The following is a 17916-nucleotide window of genomic DNA, read 5'->3' as shown; positions in this document are numbered from 1 at the left end:
CCGTGGCCCTGACCGAAACGCTCGTCGTCACCGGCGCGGTCGCGCTCGTCGCCGCCGTCTCCGTCTACGCCAAGACCCGGCTCTTCCCGGTCGGCGAGGACGAGGAACCCCGCGAGGACGTCGCCGAGTACATCGCCATGATGGTGTCGGTGCTCTACGCCCTCGTGCTCGGCCTCTGCCTGGTGTCGGTCTGGGACACCAGCTCCTCGGCCTCCGGCGCCGTCCAGGCCGAGGCCAGCGCCCTGCACCAGACGTATCTGCTCGCCGACGCCTACCCCGCCGCCCAGCAGCAGCCGCTGCGGGACGCGGCCCGCGCGTACTCCGACCACGTCGTGAACGTCGAATGGCCCGTGATGGAGGCCCGCGAACCCCTCGGCCGCTCCGGCTGGGACCTGCTCGCCCGGCTGCGGCAGGCCAGCGTGATCCCGGACTCCGCGAAGCCCCCCGAGCAGATCGCCGGACAGGAGGTGCTCGCCCAGATCGGCTACGTCGACGACGCCCGGCGCAGCCGGGAGGCGGCCGCGCAGACGAGCCTCTCCCCCGTGCTGTGGGCGGGCCTGATCATCGGCGGTTTCCTCACCCTCGCCTTCATGTTCCTCTTCGGGATCAGCCGGAGCGGGACGCATGTCGTGATGGTGATGGGCCTCGCCGGGTTCATCGCCTTCACGGTGCTGCTGATCCATCAGCTGGACGCGCCCTTCGGAGCGATGTTCGGGGCGAACCCGACCCCGTTCACCCGCTATTTCGGGACATGACCGTGAGAAACCGGCGCCACGGGGCAGACATGACGCCGTGAAATATCTCGTACGGGACAAGATCTTCGCGATCGGTGACGACTACTGGATCGAGGACGAGCGGGGCCGCCACGCCTTCCTCGTCGACGGAAAGGCGCTGCGGCTGCGCGACACGCTGGAACTGAAGGACCCCGACGGGCAGATCCTCGTCACCCTGCGGCAGAAGATGTTCAGCGTCCGCGACACCATGACGATCGAACGGGACGAGCGCCCGCTGGCGACCGTACGCCGCAAACGCCTCTCGCTGCTCCGCAACCACTTCCGGGTCACGCTGGTCGAGGGCACCGGACTGGACGTCAGCGGGCGCGTCCTGGACCGGGAGTTCGCCGTCGAGTACGAGGGCGATCTGCTCGCCCACATCTCGCGGCAGTGGTTCCACGTCCGGGACGCGTACGCGGTGAACGTGGTCCGCGAGGACGCCGACGCGGCCCTCCTCCTCGCGGTGGCGGTCTGTGTGATCCGGATGGCGGAGCGGGAGCGCGAGGATTGACCCGCCCCGCCGTCCGTGCTCAGCGCTCCCGGCGCGGCGACGCCCAGGACACGGTCCTTCAGCGCGGGGAACTGCTCGCGGGTCTCCGCGACCTTCGCCGGGTCGAGGACGGCCCGCAGGACCTCCTCGCCGGGTCCCGCCTCGGCGAGGACCTCGCCCCAGGGGTCGACGACGACCGAGTGACCGGCCTGCTCGACACCGCCGTTCGTGCCCGCCGTACCGCAGGCGAGGACGTACGCCTGGTTCTCCACCGCGCGGGCGCGGGCGAGCAGGCTCCAGTGGGCGCGGCGCCGTTCGGGCCAGCCCGCCGGGAGGACGAAGGCCTGGGCGCCGGCGTCGACGAGGCCCCGGAACAGCTCGGGGAAGCGCAGGTCGTAGCAGGTGCCGAGGCCGATGGTGAGCTGCGGCAGAGCGACGGTGACCAGGTCCTCCCCGGCGGCCATCAGGACCGCCTCGCCCTTGTCGAAGCCGAAGCGGTGGATCTTCCGGTAGGAGGCGGCGAGTTCGCCGTCGGGGGAGAGGACGAGCGAGGTGTTGAAGAGGGCCCCGTCCCGCGCCTCGACGAAGGAACCGGCGTGCAGCCAGACCCCGGCGTCGCGGGCGGCTTGCGCCATCGCCCGGTGGGTGGGGCCGTCCATCGGTTCGGACTCGGCGGCGAACCGCTCGTAGTCGAAGGCCCCCACGGGCCACAGTTCGGGGAGGATCACGAGGTCCGCATGGCCGGATTCCGCTCGTACGAGGTCCCCCGCGCGGGCGCGACGGGCGTCGACCGGTTCGTCCGGGTCTACCGCGATCTGGATCAGCGAGGCGCGCACACTACCACCGTCCTGGCATTCGAGCCGTCAACACAGGCCTACGATCGTCACACGAAAGCACTGCCGGGGTGCCTTCGGGCAGCGTAACTTAGCGTTCGAGCCTCCCACCCAGCCGTGTTTTCAGCCCGCGCACCGAAGAACCGCCGAGGGGTCCCGTGACCGTCCATCCCAGCCTCCAGAACTACGCCGACGCCTGGACCCATTCCATCGAGGCGATAGCCGAGCTGGTGCAGCCGCTCGCGGAGGGGGAGTGGAACCGGCCGACGCCGTGTCCGGGCTGGTCGGTGCGGGACATCGTGTCCCATGTCATCGGCATGGAGACGGAGATGCTCGGTGACCCGCGTCCGATCCACTCGCTGCCCCGCGATCTCTACCACGTACGCAGTGACTTCGCGCGCTACATGGAGGTCCAGGTCGATGTGCGGCGGCACCACACGGCGCCGGAGATGACCTCGGAGCTGGAGTACATCCTGATCCGCCGGGCCCGGAAGCTCCGCAACGAGAACCGTCCCCCCGAGCGTCTGGTCCGCGCCCCCCTCGGCGTCGAGCAGTCCCTGGAACTGGCCTACCGGATGCGCGCCTTCGACGTGTGGGTGCACGAGCAGGACCTGCGTGCGGCGCTCGGCCGGCCGGGCAATCTGGACTCGGCGGGGGCGCACGTCACGCGGGACGTGCTGCTCGAAGCGCTGCCGAAGGTGGTCGCGAAGGACGCGGGGGCGCCCGCGCCCTCGGCGGTGGTCATCGATGTGACCGGCCCGGTGGAGTTCCTGCGGACGGTGCGGGTGGACGCGGAGGGCCGGGGGTCGGTCGACGGCGCGCCCTCGCTGGGTCCGGCGGTGACGCTGGCGACGGACTGGGAGACGTACGTGCGGCTCGCCTGCGGCCGGGTCCGGGCGGGTGAGGTGGCCGGCCTGCTCAAGACGGAGGGCGACGAGGACCTGGCGCGCGCGATCCTCGACAACTTCGCGGTGACGCCCCGCTAGGTCCGCCGCGTCCCATCCGCCGGGTCGGCCGAGCCTGCTGGGTCTGCCGAGCCCGCTGGGTCCGCTGGGTCCGCTGGGTCCGCTGGGTCCGCTGGGTCCGCTGGGTCCGCTGGGTCCGCTGGGTCCGCGCCCACGGTCTTCTCGTACGCGCCCGCCCCCGCGACCGCCCGCCCTCGCCCCTCCCTCGTGTCCGGTCCCGTGGGGGTGAGTCTCAGACGGGCACGTGCACGGCCTCCACGCGGCTGGCGACGAGCCGTTCGCGTTCCCTGCGGTGGCTGCGGGACTTGAGCCGCAGGATCTGGACGACCCCGAGGGCTTCGAGGACGAAGACCGAGGAGAACGCGATCCGGTAGTCGCCACCGGTCGCGTCGAGGAGCACGCCCACCGCGAACAGGGTCGTCATCGAGGCGACGAAGCCTCCCATGTTGACGATCCCCGAGGCGGTGCCCTGACGCTCCGGCGGGTTCGCCGGGCGGGCGAAGTCGAACCCGATCATCGAGGCCGGTCCACAGGCGCCGAGGACCACGCAGAGGGTGACGAGCAGCCACATCGGGGCGTGTCCGGGATGGATGAGGACGGCCGCCCAGAGCAGCGCGGTGGCGGCGACGGTGCCGAGAGCGAGCGGGACGCGGGCCGCGTGGTGGCGGGCGATGATCTGCCCGTACGCGAGTCCGACGGCCATGTTCGACAGGACGACCAGGGTGAGCAGGCTTCCGGCGCCCGACCGGGACTGGCCCTGCGCCTCGACGAGGTACGGGAGCCCCCACAGGAGCAGGAAGACCATCGCGGGGAACTGGGTGGTGAAGTGCACCCACATGCCGAGCCGGGTGCCGGGCTCCCGCCAGGACGCGGCGATCTGGCGGCGGACGAAGGCGGCGCCCGCGTGGGACACCGGTTGGGGCTCGTGGCCCTCGGGGTGGTCCTTGAGGAAGAGCAGCAGCAGGACGAGGACGAGGACTCCGGCGAGCGAGCTGCCGACGAAGGTGGTCGTCCAGCCGAGTCCGTGCAGGGCGCGGGCGACGAAGACCGTGGAGACCAGGTTGCCCGCCATGCCGAAGAGGGCGGCGACCTGGCCGATGAGCGGGCCCCTGCGGGCGGGGAACCAGCGGGTGCCGAGCCGCAGGACGCTGATGAAGGTCATGGCGTCGCCGCAGCCGAGGAGCGCGCGGGAGGCGAGCGCGGTGCCGTACGTGGGGGAGAGCGCGAAGCCGAGCTGGCCGAGGGTGAAGAGGACGACGCCGAGGGCGAGGACCTTCTTGGTGCCGAGCCGGTCGACCATCAGGCCGACGGGTATCTGCATCCCCGCGTAGACGAGCAGCTGGAGTATGGAGAAGGTGGAGAGCGCGGAGGCGTTGACGTCGAAGCGGTCGGCGGCGTCGAGTCCGGCGACCCCGAGGGACGTACGGAAGATGACGGCGACGAAGTAGACGGCGACGCCGACGCCCCAGACGAGGGCGGCGCGGCGTCCGCCGGGCGGGTCGCCGGGGAGGGTGACGGCCGATCCATAGCCGTTGCGGCTGCCCCGGCTCACCGTTCCTCGCCCCTGACCAGGACCTTGACCCAGCTGAGGTGGCGGCGGACGCAGAGTGCTGCGCCGTCGGCGTCGCCCGCCTTGATGCGGTCGAGTATCTCGGCGTGCTCGGTGATGTTCTTGGCGACCCGGTCCGGCTGGGACTGCATCACTGCCACGCCCATGCGGAGCTGGCGGTCGCGGAGCTGGTCGTAGAGGCGGGAGAGGATCTGGTTGCCCGCGTACCGCACGATCTCGACGTGGAAGCAGCGGTCGGTGGCGGCGACCTCGGCAAGGTCCCCGGCGGCGGCCCGGAGCTTCTGTTCCTCCAGGAGTTCTTCCAGCCGGGTGACGAGCGGGGCGGGGGCGGGCACGACCCGGCGGACGGCGAACTCCTCGACGAGCAGCCGGGTCTCGACGACGTCGGCGATCTCCTGGGCGGAGACGGCGAGGACGAGGGCGCCCTTCTTCGGATAGAGCTTGAGCAGCCCTTCCATCTCCAGCTTGAGCAGCGCCTCGCGGACGGGGGTCCTGGACACTCCGACGGCCGTGGCGAGTTCGCCCTCGGTGAGGAGGGTTCCCCCTTCGTAGCGCCGGTCGAGTACGGCCTGTTTGACGTGTGCGTAGACGCGGTCGGCCGCGGGGGGCTGCTTGACCGGGGCTGATGGCATGCGCACAGCATAGATACAACACAGGTGCAACAGGCAGCCCGGTCCATATCGTGGACGGGCTTCATGTTTCACGTGAAACGGCGGCGGCTTGGCCTGTTTCACTTGAAACGGTGACGGGTTGGGCTCTTTGACTTAAAACAGTCACGGGTTGGGCTGTTTCACGTGAAACAGCCCAACCCGCCCGTGGGTCGCGACCGGGTCTCCTCCTCCGGTCCCGCTGGCCGACGGGATCAGGAAGAGGCGGCCCTGGCGCTCAGCTCCAGGTGATCAGCCGCTTCGGCTGCTCCAGGATCGCGGCGACGTCGGCCAGGAACCTGGAGCCGAGTTCGCCGTCGACCAGGCGGTGGTCGAAGGAGAGCGCGAGGGTGGTGACCTGGCGGGGCTTCACCTTGCCCTTGTGGACCCAGGGCTGGAGCTTGATCGCACCGACCGCGAGGATCGCGGACTCGCCCGGGTTCAGGATGGGCGTACCGGTGTCGACGCCGAAGACGCCGACGTTGGTGATGGTGAAGGTGCCGCCCTGCATCGCCGCCGGGGTCGTCTTCCCCTCGCGGGCGGTGCCCACCAGCTCGCTGAGGGAGGCGGACAGCTCCGGCAGGGTCTGGGCGTGCGCGTCCTTGATGTTCGGGACGAGCAGTCCGCGCGGGGTGGCCGCGGCGATGCCCAGGTTCACATAGTGCTTGAGGACGATCTCCTGCGCCGCCTCGTCCCAGGCCGCGTTGATCTCCGGATTGCGCCGGACCGCGACCAGGACCGCCTTGGCGATGATCAGGAGCGGATTGACCCGCAGCCCGGCCATGTCCTTGCCGGACTTCAGTTCCTCGACCAGCTTCATCGTGCGGGTGATGTCGAAGGTCACGAACTCGGTGACGTGCGGTGCGGTGAACGCCGAACCGACCATCGCCGCCGCTGTCGCCTTCCGTACGCCCTTGACCGGGACGCGCGTCTCCCGGACGCCGGACTGCCCGGGGGACGCCGGGGCGGCCGGGGTCTCGACCGGGGCGGCCACGGGCTCCGGGGCAGGAGCGACCGGAACGGCCGGGGCGGTCGCCGGGGCGGCGGGGGCCGACGCCGGAGCGGCGGCCGCGTGGACGTCCTCACGGGTGACGACGCCGTCGGGACCGGTCGGGGTGACCGTGGCGAGGTCCACGCCGAGGTCCTTGGCGAGCTTCCGCACCGGCGGCTTGGCCAGCGGCCGGGCGGCACCCGGCAGGTGCCCGCCGATCCGCTCCGGTACGGGGGCGGCAACCGGCACGGCTACGGGCGCGGGGGCCGGGGCCGGCACGGTCACGGCGGGGGCGGCGGGAGCCGCCGGAGCCGCGCCTGGTGCGGCCTTGCGGGGCCTGCGCTTGGTGGAGCTGGCGGCCACGCCGTAGCCGACGAGGACCGGCTGGCGGACCTGCGGCTCGTCGTCCTCCTCGGCGACCGGCGCCGGGGCGGGGACGGACGTCGCGGCGGCCGGGGCGGACGCGGACGCCGGGGCGGCCGGGGCCTCGGGTGCCCCGCCGCCGACGTTCACCGAGATGATGACCTGGCCGACGTCGACCGTGGTGCCCTCGGGGAAGAGCAGCTCGTGGACCGTGCCGTCGAAGGGGCTCGGCAGCTCGACGGCCGCCTTCGCGGTCTCGACCTCGCACACGACCTGTCCGTCGGCGACGGTGTCGCCCGGCTGCACGTACCACTTGAGGATCTCGGCCTCGGTCAGGCCTTCGCCCACGTCGGGCATCTTGAATTCGCGGATCGTCACGGTGCTCTCCTCAGTACGCCAGCGAGCGGTCGACAGCGTCGAGCACACGGTCGAGACCCGGCAGGTACTCCTCCTCCAGGCGCGCCGGCGGATACGGCGCGTGGTAGCCGCCGACCCGCAGGACGGGAGCCTCCAGGTGGTAGAAACACCGCTCCGTGATCCGGGCGGCGATCTCCGCGCCGGAGCCGTAGAAGACCGGGGCCTCGTGGACGACGACCAGACGGCCGGTCTTCTCCACCGACCGCTGGATCGCGTCGAAGTCGATCGGGGACATCGAGCGCAGGTCCAGGACCTCGACCGACCGGCCCTCCTCCTCGGCCGCCGCCGCGGCCCCCAGGCAGACCTTCACCATCGGGCCGTACGCGGCCAGCGTCAGATTGGCGCCCTCACGCGCCACCCGGGCCTTGTGCAGCTCGCCCGGGACGGCCTCGGTGTCGACCTCGCTCTTGTCCCAGTAGCGCCGCTTCGGCTCGAAGAAGATCACCGGGTCGTCGCTCAGGATCGCCTGCTGGAGCATCCAGTAGGCGTCCGACGAGTTCGAGGGGGAGACCACCTTCAGGCCCGCGACATGCGCGAACAGGGCCTCGGGGGACTCCGAGTGGTGCTCGACCGCACCGATCCCGCCGCCGTACGGAATGCGGATGACGACCGGCATCTTGATCTTGCCGAGCGCACGGGCGTGCATCTTCGCGAGCTGCGTGACGATCTGGTCGTACGCGGGGAAGACGAAACCGTCGAACTGGATCTCCACGACCGGGCGGTAGCCGCGCAGGGCCAGGCCGATCGCGGTGCCGACGATCCCGGACTCGGCCAGCGGGGTGTCGATCACCCGGTCCTCGCCGAAGTCCTTCTGCAGACCGTCGGTCACCCGGAACACACCGCCGAGCTTGCCGACGTCCTCACCCATGATGAGGACCTTGGGGTCGGTCTCCAGCGCCTTGCGCAGCGACTCGTTGAGCGCCTTCGCCAGCGGAAGCTTCTGTACAGCCATGGTTACTTGACCTCGCCATCCGCGAAGGACGCCTGGTAGGCGACGAACTGGGCGCGCTCCTCGTCCACCAGCGCGTGCCCGTCCGCGTAGACGTGTTCAAAGATCGCCGTGTCCTCGGGATCGGGCATGGAACGCACGGCCTCGCGGACGCGCTTGCCGAGGGCCTCGCTCTCGGCCTCCAGCGCCTCGAAGAAGGCCGCGTCGGCGTGGCCCTCGCGCTCCAGGTACGCCTTGAGGCGCAGGATCGGGTCCTTCGCCTCCCACGCCTCCCGCTCCTCGTCCCTGCGGTACTTCGTCGGGTCGTCGGAGGTGGTGTGGGCGCCCATCCGGTAGGTGAACGCCTCGACGAGCGTGGGGCCCTCGCCGCGGCGGGCCCGCTCCAGGGCGGACTTCGTCACCGCGAGACAGGCCAGGACGTCGTTGCCGTCCACCCGGACGCCCGGGAAGCCGAAGCCGCGGGCGCGCTGGTAGAGCGGAACACGGGTCTGCTTCTCGGTGGGCTCGGAGATCGCCCACTGGTTGTTCTGGCAGAAGAACACGACGGGCGCGTTGTAGACCGCGGAGAAGGTGAAAGCCTCGTTCACATCGCCCTGGCTGGACGCTCCGTCGCCGAAGTAGGCGATCACGGCGGAATCCGCGCCGTCCTTGGCGATGCCCATCGCATAACCGGTGGCGTGCAGGGTCTGCGAACCGATGACGATCGTGTACAGGTGGAAATTGTTGCTGTTGGGATCCCAGCCGCCGTGGTTCACGCCGCGGAACATTCCCAGCAGGTTCGTGGGGTCCACGCCCCGGACCCAGGCGACGCCGTGCTCCCGGTAGGTCGGGAAGACGTAGTCGTCGTCCCGCAGGGCCCGCCCGGAACCGATCTGGGCCGCCTCCTGGCCGAGCAGCGAGGCCCACAGGCCCAGTTCGCCCTGCCGCTGGAGCGAGGTGGCCTCGGCGTCGAAACGGCGGGTGAGGACCATGTCCCGGTAGAGCCCGCGCAGTTCCTCGGCGCTCAGGTCGATGTCGTAGTCGGGGTGCTGGACGCGCTCTCCCTCGGGCGTCAGCAGCTGGACGAGCTCGGGCTCCGCCGCGCTTGCGCTCGTCTTCCTGGTGGTGCTCGTGCTCGCGCTTGCGGTGCGCTTGGTGCCGCCGCTGCGGCGCGTCGTCTTGCGCGCGGCAGTGCTCTCCACGGTCACGTGCGTGCTCCTCCGTCGGTCCGGCCCCCGGGTTCGCCGGTAGGGCCTGGGTCCCCCCTGCCGCTGGGCAAGGGGAGGCTCTCCGCCTTATCCGTACCCTTCGCACAGGGTGGGTGCGACGCGGCCGGGGTCGGGCGTGACAGGTGCCCCGGCGAGCGCCCTGTCATAGGCACGTTACCCATCACGCGGCATTCCCGCGAAACCCCACTTGACCTGCGATTTTGCTTGGATTTCCAAGTAAATCGAGAAAACGGGGAACAGCGGCTGGTCAGCGCGTCGGCAACGGCTTCGGAGAGCCGCCGGAACATCCGGCACGTTATCCCGCGCACCCCGGGCGCGGGAAGAGCCAATATGTGAGACTGGCTGCGTGCGCGAAGAAGGAAAAATCCGGGTATTTCTGCTGGACGACCATGAAGTCGTCCGGCGCGGCGTCCACGAGCTGCTCTCCGTGGAGGACGACATCGAGGTGGTCGGCGAGGCCGGGACGGCGGCGGACGCGCTGGTCAGGATCCCCGCGACCCGCCCGGACGTCGCGGTTCTCGACGTGCGGCTGCCGGACGGCAGCGGTGTCGAGGTGTGCCGTGAGATCCGCTCCCAGGACGAGAGCGTCAAATGCCTGATGCTGACCTCGTACGCGGACGACGAGGCGCTCTTCGACGCGATCATGGCCGGTGCCTCGGGATACGTCCTCAAGGCCATCCGCGGCAACGAGCTGCTGAACGCGGTGCGGGACGTGGCCGCGGGCAAGTCGCTGCTCGACCCGGTGGCGACCGCCCGCGTCCTGGAGCGGCTGCGCGACGGCAACAACCCCAAGCGCGACGACAAGCTCTCCAACCTCACCGACCAGGAACGCAAGATCCTGGACCTGATCGGTGAGGGCCTGACCAACCGGGTCATCGGCGAGCGGCTCCACCTCGCGGAGAAGACCATCAAGAACTACGTCTCCAGCCTGCTGTCGAAGCTGGGCATGGAGCGGCGTTCCCAGGCCGCCGCGTACGTGGCCCGGCTCCAGGCCGAACGCCGCTGACGTGACCCCGCCGCCCGGAAGCCACCGAAGGCTCCGGGCGGGACGGCGGCACCGAAGGGCCCCGGGCCCCTCAGCACGGCCGGTGGCCGCGCCGGCGGGCCCACGGCGGGTTTCGGGACCTACGTCCCCAGAAAGCGGGGCCGGGGCCCCTTTCCCGACGGGCCCCGGTGGCGGAGAGTGGTGACCATGTCCACCACCGACGAGATCCGCGCCCTAGAGCTGCTCAGCCGCGTGTCCTACGGCCGGGTGGCCACCAGCATGCGGGCGATGCCGTTCGTCGCCCCCGCCCGGCACATCGTGTCCGGCGGACGCGTCCTGTTCCGTCTGCACGAGGGGCTCGGCTACCACCGTGCCTGCAACGGCAGCGTCGTCGCGTACGGCGCGGACAACTTCAACTCCGGCGACGTACGGCTCTGGTCCGTGCAGTTCACCGGCACCGCCGAGATCGTCGAACCCACCGCGGCGGAGCTGGAGGACTTCGGCACGGCACCGGACACCGTCGACGGCGAACCCTTCGTCCCGGTCTTCATGCGGGTCGAACCGCAGTTCGTGACGATCCACGCGCTCGACTACCCCGGCGAGACCTCCATGGGCCGACCGGCCGGAGCCCTCGCCACCCGACCGGCCGCCGACCGTTCCGTACAGCGCCATCTCCACCACGTAGCGTGATCTACCATCTGGCGGGTGCCGCGCTCATCTGAAACGCTCACCCCGCCGACCGCCCACCGGGCATCCCCCGCCCGGCCCGTGGCCGCCCCGCCCCTCGGGGCCCTCATGCGACGCCACCGGCACGCAGGAGAGGCCCTCTCCTGCGTGCCCGTCACCGAGGGGCTGCTCAACCGGGGCTTCCGCCTCTCCACCAGCCGCGGCACCTACTTCCTGAAACAGCACCTGGACGCGCCCACCGCCGACCGGGCCACCATCGTCCGGCAGCACCGCGCGACCCAACGGCTGCACGCCCTCGGCCTGCCCGTCGCCCCGCCCCTCGCCGACTCCACCGGCCGCACGGTCACCGTCGTCGACGGCCACTGCTACGCCCTGCACCCCTGGATCGACGGCCGGCACCGCGACGGCGCCCAGCTCTCCACCTGCTGCTCCCAGCGCCTCGGCACCCTGCTCGGGCAGGTCCACACCGGCCTGGACCAGGTGATGGGCCACTCGGGGCAGGACGGACACCCTCCCGACCAGGAAGCCTGCGCGAGCGCGGACCTCCCGGACACCTTCCGGGAGGTCGAGGAACTGCTCCGGCTGGCCCGCGCCCACCGCCCCCGCGACGGCTTCGACGCGCTCGCCGAGCACCGCCTCAGGGAGCGGCGCAGGCTACTGGCCCGGCACGCGCACCACCGCCCGCCGCCCGCCGCCGCCACCGCCTGGGTGCACGGCGACTTCCATCCGCTGAACCTGCTCTACCAGGGCGCCGAACCCGCCGCGATCATCGACTGGGACCGGCTCGGGTTACGCCCCCGGGCCGAGGAGGCGGTCAGGGCGGCGGCCATCTTCTTCGTACGGCCGGAGGGCGAGCTGGCCCTGGACAAGGTGCGGGCCTACGCGCGCGCGTACCGGCGGGCGACGGGCGCCGGACGGGCCGAGCTGGCGGAGGCGGCCCACCGGGTGTGGTGGGAGCGGCTCAACGACTTCTGGATCCTGCACTGGCGCTACCGGCTCCACGACCGGCGGGCCGATCCGCTGTTCCCGGTGGTGTCGGCGCTGGCGGTGTGGTGGACCCGCGAGTACGAGGCGGTACGGGACGCGTTCACGGGGTGACCACGGCCCGGGCCCGTACGCTCCCGCGAAGTCCCGGCCCCGGCCCGTACGCTCTCGCGGTTCCCTGCCCCGGGCCCACCGGGGCCCGGACAGCACGAACCCCCGGCCCGCGACGGCGGGTCCGGGGGTCAGGGGGCTGGCGGGGCCGGTCAGCCCGTCTGGGAGCCGTTGCCCGGGGACTGGGTGCCCGGCTCGCCCGGCGGGGTGGTCGTCGGATCCGGGGTCTCCGGCGGCGTGGTCGTCGGCGGCTGCGTCTCCGGCGGGGTGGTCGTCGGTTCCTGGGTGTCCGGCGGGGTGGTCGTCGGATCGCCCGTCGGATCCTGGGTCTTCGGCGGCTCGGTCGTCGGGTTCTTCTTGGTCGGCGGGGTCCACGGCTGCTGCGTGGAGTCGCCGTTCGAGGAGCCCTGGTCCGTCGACCGGTGGTCGGACGGCTCCTCCGAGGGAGTGGGCTCCTCCGAGGCGGTCGGCGGTGTGCCGGTGACCGTCGGCTTGGTGTCGCCGGTCTTGCCCCCCGTGCCGCCCGTCTGGTCCAGGGCGAAGACGACCCCGGCGACGACCGCGATCAGCGCGAGCGCGGCGAACAGCCACACCTTGCCGCGCCTGCCGTTGCCACCGCCGCCCTGACCGTAGGGACCGCCCTGGCCGTAGCCCCCGGTGCCGCCCGTGCCGCCGTCGTAACCGCCGTACCCGCCGTCGTCGGGGTTCATCGGCGGAAGGATCGGGCCCTGCGCGGTCTCGCCGTGCATCGGGTGACCCATCGCGGTCGTCGCGGTCATCCCGGCGGCCGGGGTGTGCCCGCCGCTGTGCGTCTCGACCGGTCCGGTGTTCCACGTGCCGGTGTGGCCGCCCTGGTGCTGGAGCATCTGGAGGCCGTACTGGATGAGGCCGCGCATCTCCTCGGCGCTCTGGAACCGGTCGTCCGGGTCCTTCGCCAGCGAGCGCATGACCAGGCCGTCGAGCTCCGGCGGCACGGCGTGCGTCACCTCGGACGGCGGCACCGGGGCGTCCTGGACGTGCTGGTACACCACGGACAGCGGGGTCTCGCCGGTGAACGGGGGCCGCAGCGCGAGGAGCTCGTAGAGGAGGCAGCCCGTCGCGTACAGGTCGGAACGGTGGTCGACGGCCTTGCCCAGCGCCTGCTCGGGGGAGAGGTACTGAGGGGTGCCCATGACCATGCCGGTCTGCGTCATCGTCGACTGCGCGCCGTGCAGGGCACGGGCGATGCCGAAGTCCATGACCTTCACCGCGCCGCTGTTGGTGATGATCACGTTGGCGGGCTTGATGTCCCGGTGCACGATCCCGTGCTGGTGCGAGTAGGCCAGCGCCTCCAGCACCCCGGAGACGATGATGAGGGCCTGCTCGGGGCCCGGTGCCTCGGCACTGAGCAGCAGCTCACGGATGGTGCGGCCCTCGACCAGCTCCATCACGATGTACGGCACGGGACGGCCGCCGACGAAGTCCTCGCCGGAGTCGTACACGGCGACGATCGCGTGGTGGTTCAGGCCCGCGACGGACTGTGCCTCGCGGGTGAAACGGGCCTTGGAGACCGGGTCCTCGGCGAGGTCCGCGCGGAGCAGCTTGACGGCTACGGTGCGGCCGAGCCGTACGTCCTCGGCGGCGAACACCTCGGCCATGCCGCCGCGGCCCAGACGGTGGGTCAGGCGGTAGCGCCCGTCACCGACGACCCCGCCGACGCCCCAGGACTCCGCTGCCGAGTCCGGCACACCGCCGCCTGCTCCGGATTCGGGTGCCATCAGTCCTCGCCGTCGTCTGTCGTGCCGTGTCCAGTCGTCACGCTACAGGCTTCGTACGACATCACGGTCCGAGGTGGACCGGCCATCCAACCCCGTTCACGTACACCTGTGCAAATTCGGTGGGATTCCTCCGCCCCGGTGAAATCGCCCCGGGGGACCTTCCTGTGCGGAGGGTCACGGAACGGGCACCCCGCTTGACGTGGCGATGCCCTGGGGCAGACTTGGCCGGGAAATACGGGATCGACGCCGCCACGCGCGCGTAAATGGGGGAAGCACAGATGAGCCAGGACGGCGCACGGGGCCGCTACGCGGGCGGTTCGGTCGCGGGCGGCCGCTACCAGCTGCGCGACCTTCTCGGCGAGGGCGGCATGGCGTCCGTGTACCTGGCCTACGACAGCGCCCTCGACCGGCAGGTCGCGATCAAGACGCTGCACACGGAGCTGGGACGCGAGCAGTCGTTCCGCGAGCGGTTCCGGCGCGAGGCGCAGGCGGTCGCCAAGCTGTCGCACACCAACATCGTCTCGGTCTTCGACACCGGCGAGGACACCCTCGACGGCGCGGTCATGCCGTACATCGTCATGGAGTACGTGGAGGGGCAGCCGCTCGGCTCGGTCCTCGCCGACGACATCCGGCAGTACGGGGCGATGCCCGCCGACAAGGCGCTGAGTGTCACGGCCGACGTGCTCGCCGCCCTCGACGTCAGTCACGAGATGGGCCTGGTGCACCGGGACATCAAGCCGGGCAACGTGATGACGACCGGGCGGGGCGTCGTCAAGGTCATGGACTTCGGCATCGCGCGGGCCATGCAGTCCGGCGTCACGTCGATGACGCAGACCGGCATGGTCGTCGGCACCCCCCAGTACCTCTCCCCCGAGCAGGCCCTCGGCCGCCCGGTGGACGCCCGTTCCGACCTCTACTCGGTCGGCATCATGCTCTTCCAGCTGCTGACCGGCCGTCTCCCCTTCGACGCCGACTCTCCGCTGGCCATCGCCTACGCGCATGTGCAGGAGGAGCCGGTCGCACCGTCGTCCGTCAACCGTGCGGTGACGCCCGCGATGGACGCGCTCGTCGCCCGCGCGCTGCGGAAGAACCCGAACGAGCGGTTTCCGAGCGCCGCGGCCATGCGTGACGAGTGCCTGCGGGTCCTCGCGGCGGGCCGGACCGGTGCGCCGGTGATCGTCCAGGGCGGCCCGGTCAGCAGCGGCGCGGGCGTCGGTTCCGCGGTCTTCCCGCCGGTCGGCCAGACCCCGCCGCCGGGCCCCTACACCGGGCCGCAGGTCCACCAGCCGTACCTGCCGCCCGCACCGCAGCCGGGTCCCTACGGTCCCGCGACCCCGTCGCCCGCCCCGGCGTACGGCTATCCGCAGCAGGCGCCGACGCCCGCGCCGGCGTACCAGGCACCGGCCCCCGCGCCCTACGCGCCGGTGCACACGCCCGCGCCCGCCCCGGCGGGCGGCGGCCCCCGGCGGAACACCCGGGTCCTCGTGGGCGCGGTCGCCGTCGCCCTGCTCGCGGTCGGCGGCCTGCTCTACTCCCTCGACCTGATCAAGAAGGATCCGGACCCGAAGGCGGGTGACACCGGCGGCACCTCCCAGGACCGGACGGCGGCGCCGGGCCACAGGGGGCCCGATCTGAGCAAGACGATCGACCCGAAGAAGTGCACGCAGCCGACCGAGTCGAGCGACGACCCCGAGAAGTTCGAGGTCCCCAACTTCACGTACAAGAACATCCAGTCGGTGAAGGACTGCGTCCAGGCGGCGGGCTGGAAGATCATGACCCAGACCCCGGTGGACGAGGCGACCTACGGCGAGGGCACGGTCCTGGAGCAGTACCCGCCGGCCGGTGAGGACATCGCCGCCAAGGACGCCGAGTTCACGCTCAAGATCTCGACGGGCAACCCGCCGCAGTGACGGGAGCCTCGGAGGCCCCGGGCTCCGAGGTGCTTGGGGGCTCGGTCGGCGGGACACCCTGGGTCTCCGGTCGGTAGGGCGCTCTGGGCCTCTGTCGGCGGGGCCTCGGCCGCCGTTTCTCCCTTTCTCCCTCGTCATCCCCCTTCATCCCTCTTCGTGACCGGGCAGCCGATCCCCTTCGTCTCCTCGTGACCGGGCGGCCGACCCTCCTTCGTGGCGGGGCAGCCGTCCCCCCTCCGACCCGTCCCGGATGCCGGGGCCGTTTCGCCATGTGACGCTGGGCGGACCACCTCGGCGGCTCGGTACGGGAGGGGGTCACCCGGTGACTCCAGCACTCCGCAGGACGCGGGCGCGGGCCCTCGGACCCGCGCTCACCTGCGCTTTCGCCTGCGCGTGCACCTTGTACGGGGCTCCGGCCGGGTACGGAGCGGCCACGGGGGTCCCGGTACGGAGCGCGGCCGGAGCCGTCTCCCCCGGGAGCGCCTCCGCCCGGGGGATCCCGATGGGGAACTCCTCCCCCAGGAGCGTCCCCGTGGAGGACTCCTCCGCCAGGGGCGGCGCGGGACGGTCCACCGCCGTGCGCGAGGCGACCGGTGAAGGGGGCGGCTCCGCTCCCGGGAGGCTTCGGGCCGAGGCGCCCCGGGCCACCTCGACGGCCGCGGCCTCGGCGACCGCGCCAGCCGGAACCGTACCGGCGCGGCCCCACTCCACCACCGCCCGCCCGCCGTCGGCCGCACCGTCCTCGACCACGGCCACCACCGTTCCCGCCGTCCCTCCCGGGCGTACCGGGAACGCCGGAGCACCCGTGGCGCCCGCGCCCGCCGGGACCGGTTCCGCCGCGCCGAGCGCCGAGCCCACCGACGCGCCCGCCCCCAGCGGCTCCGCCTCCCTGGCCGGACGGCCCGCCGCGGAGGGGCGCGACCGGCCAGGACGCCCGCCGGCTCCGACCGTCTCCGCGAGCGCCCCGGCCGCCCCTCCCGATGTCTCCCGTACCGAAACCGCTACAGAATCGGGGCACCACCGGAGCGGCGAGGAGGAGGACGGGGCGGTACGCGAGGAGGACATGGTCCTTCCGGAGAAGCCGCCCGCCAGCCGCCCGGCCGCCGCGCCCCGACTGCTCGCCGAAACCCCCGAACCCTTGGGCGACCAGGGAGTTCCCGTGCGCACCCTGGGTGTGGGGCTCACTCTGATGGGCCTGGGGATCGGGTTCCTCGGGCTGCGGATGCGGCGGCGCTGAGCCCTCCGGAACCGCCTCGGTCCTCCTTGAGACGGACCCGCCCCTTCCGTCTCAGGACGGTTGTCGCTCTCCCCATACCCGGTATACATACTGAGTATGTCGATCCGCCATGGGCTTCTCGCCCTCCTTGAACGCGGCCCTCGCTACGGCTCCCAGCTCCGTACGGAGTTCGAGTCGCGCACCGGCTCCACCTGGCCGCTCAACGTCGGCCAGGTCTACACGACCCTCAGCCGTCTCGAGCGCGACGGCATGGTCGCCCAGGGCGGCGAGGACGCGGCCGGGCACGCGCTCTACGCGATCACCGACACCGGTCGCGCCGAGCTGCGGACCTGGTTCGGGAAGCCGGTGGACCGCACCAGCCCCGCCCGTGACGAACTGGCGATCAAGCTCGCCATGGCCGTGGGCGCCCCCTGTGTCGACATCCGTGACGTCATCCAGTCCCAGCGCCGCCACACCGTGCAGGCGATGCAGGACTACACCCGCCTCAAGGCCCAGGCGCTCGTCGCGGTCGAGAGCGGCGGGGCCCGGGAGCGGGACGACGTGGCCTGGCTGCTCGTCCTGGAGCAGCTGATCTTCCAGACCGAGGCGGAGGCCCGCTGGCTCGATCACTGCGAGTCCCGGCTGATCCGCCTGTCGACGACCGGCGGATCGGCCGCGACGGCGACCGGCACGGTGACGGGCCGGGCCACGCCCCCGCGCCCCGAGCCGCACTCGGGGACAGGGACCGGAACGGGGACAGGGACAGGAGCGGGGACGGAGTCCGGCCCGGCCGGTCCCGTCGGTCACGCAGGCCCCACTGACCCCACCAGCCCTGCGAGTCCCATCGGCCTCTCGGTCTCGGTGGCACCGTCGGCGTCACCGAGTCCATAGGCCCCGGCACCACCAGCACCACCAGCACCGCCGGGCTGTCGGCACCGGCGACACCAGCAGCACCGATACCACCCGGCCCGGTGGCCGGGCCTCCGCGTCCGGCACCGAAGCCCGGCTCCTGAGCGGGCACGCGCCGACCGTACGGTCGCGCCCCGCCCGCACCTCTTCC

16 protein-coding genes and 1 pseudogene are annotated in these 17916 nt (G+C 72.0%); 9 read left to right on the top strand and 8 right to left on the bottom strand.

Annotated elements, in window-relative coordinates; all coding sequences use genetic code 11:
* The first annotated feature begins 2 nt into the window (after nt 1-2).
* Nucleotides 3-755, top strand: a complete 753-nt coding sequence (locus tag ACIRQY_RS14670; protein ID WP_351783451.1) for a hypothetical protein — start codon at nt 3-5, stop codon at nt 753-755.
* A 37-nt stretch (nt 756-792) separates the two neighbouring features.
* Nucleotides 793-1284, top strand: coding sequence for an LURP-one-related/scramblase family protein (locus ACIRQY_RS14665; protein ID WP_403925371.1), 492 nt, complete (start codon nt 793-795; stop codon nt 1282-1284).
* Nucleotides 1285-1313: 29 nt separating this feature from the next.
* On the opposite strand, the pseudogene ACIRQY_RS14660 reads toward ACIRQY_RS14665, so the two are convergent.
* Nucleotides 1314-2099, bottom strand: a pseudogene (locus ACIRQY_RS14660) (carbon-nitrogen family hydrolase); the annotation flags it as partial.
* A gap of 155 nt (nt 2100-2254) precedes the next feature.
* Here ACIRQY_RS14660 and ACIRQY_RS14655 point away from each other — a divergent pair.
* Nucleotides 2255-3082, top strand: a complete 828-nt coding sequence (locus ACIRQY_RS14655; RefSeq protein WP_351783445.1) for a maleylpyruvate isomerase family mycothiol-dependent enzyme — start codon at nt 2255-2257, stop codon at nt 3080-3082.
* Between the two features lie 211 nt (nt 3083-3293).
* On the opposite strand, the gene ACIRQY_RS14650 is transcribed toward ACIRQY_RS14655, so the two are convergent.
* The 5 genes from ACIRQY_RS14650 to pdhA all read right to left on the bottom strand — a co-directional run bounded on the left by ACIRQY_RS14650 (nt 3294) and on the right by pdhA (nt 9185).
* Nucleotides 3294-4613, bottom strand: a complete 1320-nt coding sequence (locus ACIRQY_RS14650) for a nitrate/nitrite transporter (protein WP_403925245.1) — start codon at nt 4611-4613, stop codon at nt 3294-3296.
* A complete protein-coding gene (locus ACIRQY_RS14645) occupies nt 4610-5263 on the bottom strand; it encodes a GntR family transcriptional regulator (protein ID WP_351783441.1) in 654 nt (217 codons plus the stop codon). The genes ACIRQY_RS14650 and ACIRQY_RS14645 overlap by 4 nt, the downstream gene beginning before the upstream one ends.
* Nucleotides 5264-5516: 253 nt before the next feature.
* Nucleotides 5517-6989, bottom strand: a complete 1473-nt coding sequence (locus tag ACIRQY_RS14640) for a dihydrolipoamide acetyltransferase family protein (RefSeq protein ID WP_403925369.1) — start codon at nt 6987-6989, stop codon at nt 5517-5519.
* Nucleotides 6990-7020: 31 nt separating this feature from the next.
* Nucleotides 7021-8001, bottom strand: a complete 981-nt coding sequence (locus ACIRQY_RS14635) for an alpha-ketoacid dehydrogenase subunit beta (protein WP_403925241.1) — start codon at nt 7999-8001, stop codon at nt 7021-7023.
* A gap of 2 nt (nt 8002-8003) precedes the next feature.
* Entirely contained in the window at nt 8004-9185 is a 1182-nt protein-coding gene (gene pdhA / locus ACIRQY_RS14630; protein ID WP_351783437.1) for a pyruvate dehydrogenase (acetyl-transferring) E1 component subunit alpha, read from the bottom strand.
* 367 nt (nt 9186-9552) lie between these two features.
* On the opposite strand from pdhA, the gene ACIRQY_RS14625 reads away from it, so the two are divergent.
* The 3 genes from ACIRQY_RS14625 to ACIRQY_RS14615 all read left to right on the top strand — a co-directional run bounded on the left by ACIRQY_RS14625 (nt 9553) and on the right by ACIRQY_RS14615 (nt 11976).
* A complete protein-coding gene (locus tag ACIRQY_RS14625; RefSeq protein ID WP_351783435.1) occupies nt 9553-10212 on the top strand; it encodes a response regulator transcription factor in 660 nt (219 codons plus the stop codon).
* A gap of 186 nt (nt 10213-10398) precedes the next feature.
* A complete protein-coding gene (locus ACIRQY_RS14620) occupies nt 10399-10881 on the top strand; it encodes a pyridoxamine 5'-phosphate oxidase family protein (RefSeq protein WP_351783433.1) in 483 nt (160 codons plus the stop codon).
* Between the two features lie 15 nt (nt 10882-10896).
* Nucleotides 10897-11976 (top strand): phosphotransferase, encoded by a 1080-nt coding sequence (locus tag ACIRQY_RS14615; RefSeq protein WP_403925237.1) that lies wholly within the window; start codon nt 10897-10899, stop codon nt 11974-11976.
* Nucleotides 11977-12125: 149 nt separating this feature from the next.
* On the opposite strand, the gene ACIRQY_RS14610 is transcribed toward ACIRQY_RS14615, so the two are convergent.
* Nucleotides 12126-13730, bottom strand: a complete 1605-nt coding sequence (locus ACIRQY_RS14610; RefSeq protein WP_403925234.1) for a protein kinase — start codon at nt 13728-13730, stop codon at nt 12126-12128.
* A 278-nt stretch (nt 13731-14008) separates the two neighbouring features.
* Between ACIRQY_RS14610 and ACIRQY_RS14605 the strand changes: the two genes are divergently transcribed.
* Nucleotides 14009-15640 (top strand): protein kinase, encoded by a 1632-nt coding sequence (locus ACIRQY_RS14605; RefSeq protein WP_403925231.1) that lies wholly within the window; start codon nt 14009-14011, stop codon nt 15638-15640.
* 315 nt (nt 15641-15955) lie between these two features.
* On the opposite strand, the gene ACIRQY_RS14600 is transcribed toward ACIRQY_RS14605, so the two are convergent.
* Nucleotides 15956-16390 (bottom strand): hypothetical protein, encoded by a 435-nt coding sequence (locus tag ACIRQY_RS14600; RefSeq protein ID WP_403925229.1) that lies wholly within the window; start codon nt 16388-16390, stop codon nt 15956-15958.
* 55 nt (nt 16391-16445) lie between these two features.
* Here ACIRQY_RS14600 and ACIRQY_RS14595 point away from each other — a divergent pair, with 55 nt between their 5' ends.
* Nucleotides 16446-16877 (top strand): hypothetical protein, encoded by a 432-nt coding sequence (locus tag ACIRQY_RS14595; protein ID WP_403925226.1) that lies wholly within the window; start codon nt 16446-16448, stop codon nt 16875-16877.
* Between the two features lie 96 nt (nt 16878-16973).
* Entirely contained in the window at nt 16974-17747 is a 774-nt protein-coding gene (locus ACIRQY_RS14590; RefSeq protein ID WP_403925223.1) for a PadR family transcriptional regulator, read from the top strand.
* Nucleotides 17748-17916: the final 169 nt, after the last annotated feature.

This window comes from Streptomyces sp. NPDC101490, from assembly GCF_044767145.1.
Lineage (GTDB): Bacteria > Actinomycetota > Actinomycetes > Streptomycetales > Streptomycetaceae > Streptomyces.
Note: the sequence above shows the minus strand (reverse complement) of the source record. Positions and strands in the feature narration are given on the sequence as shown.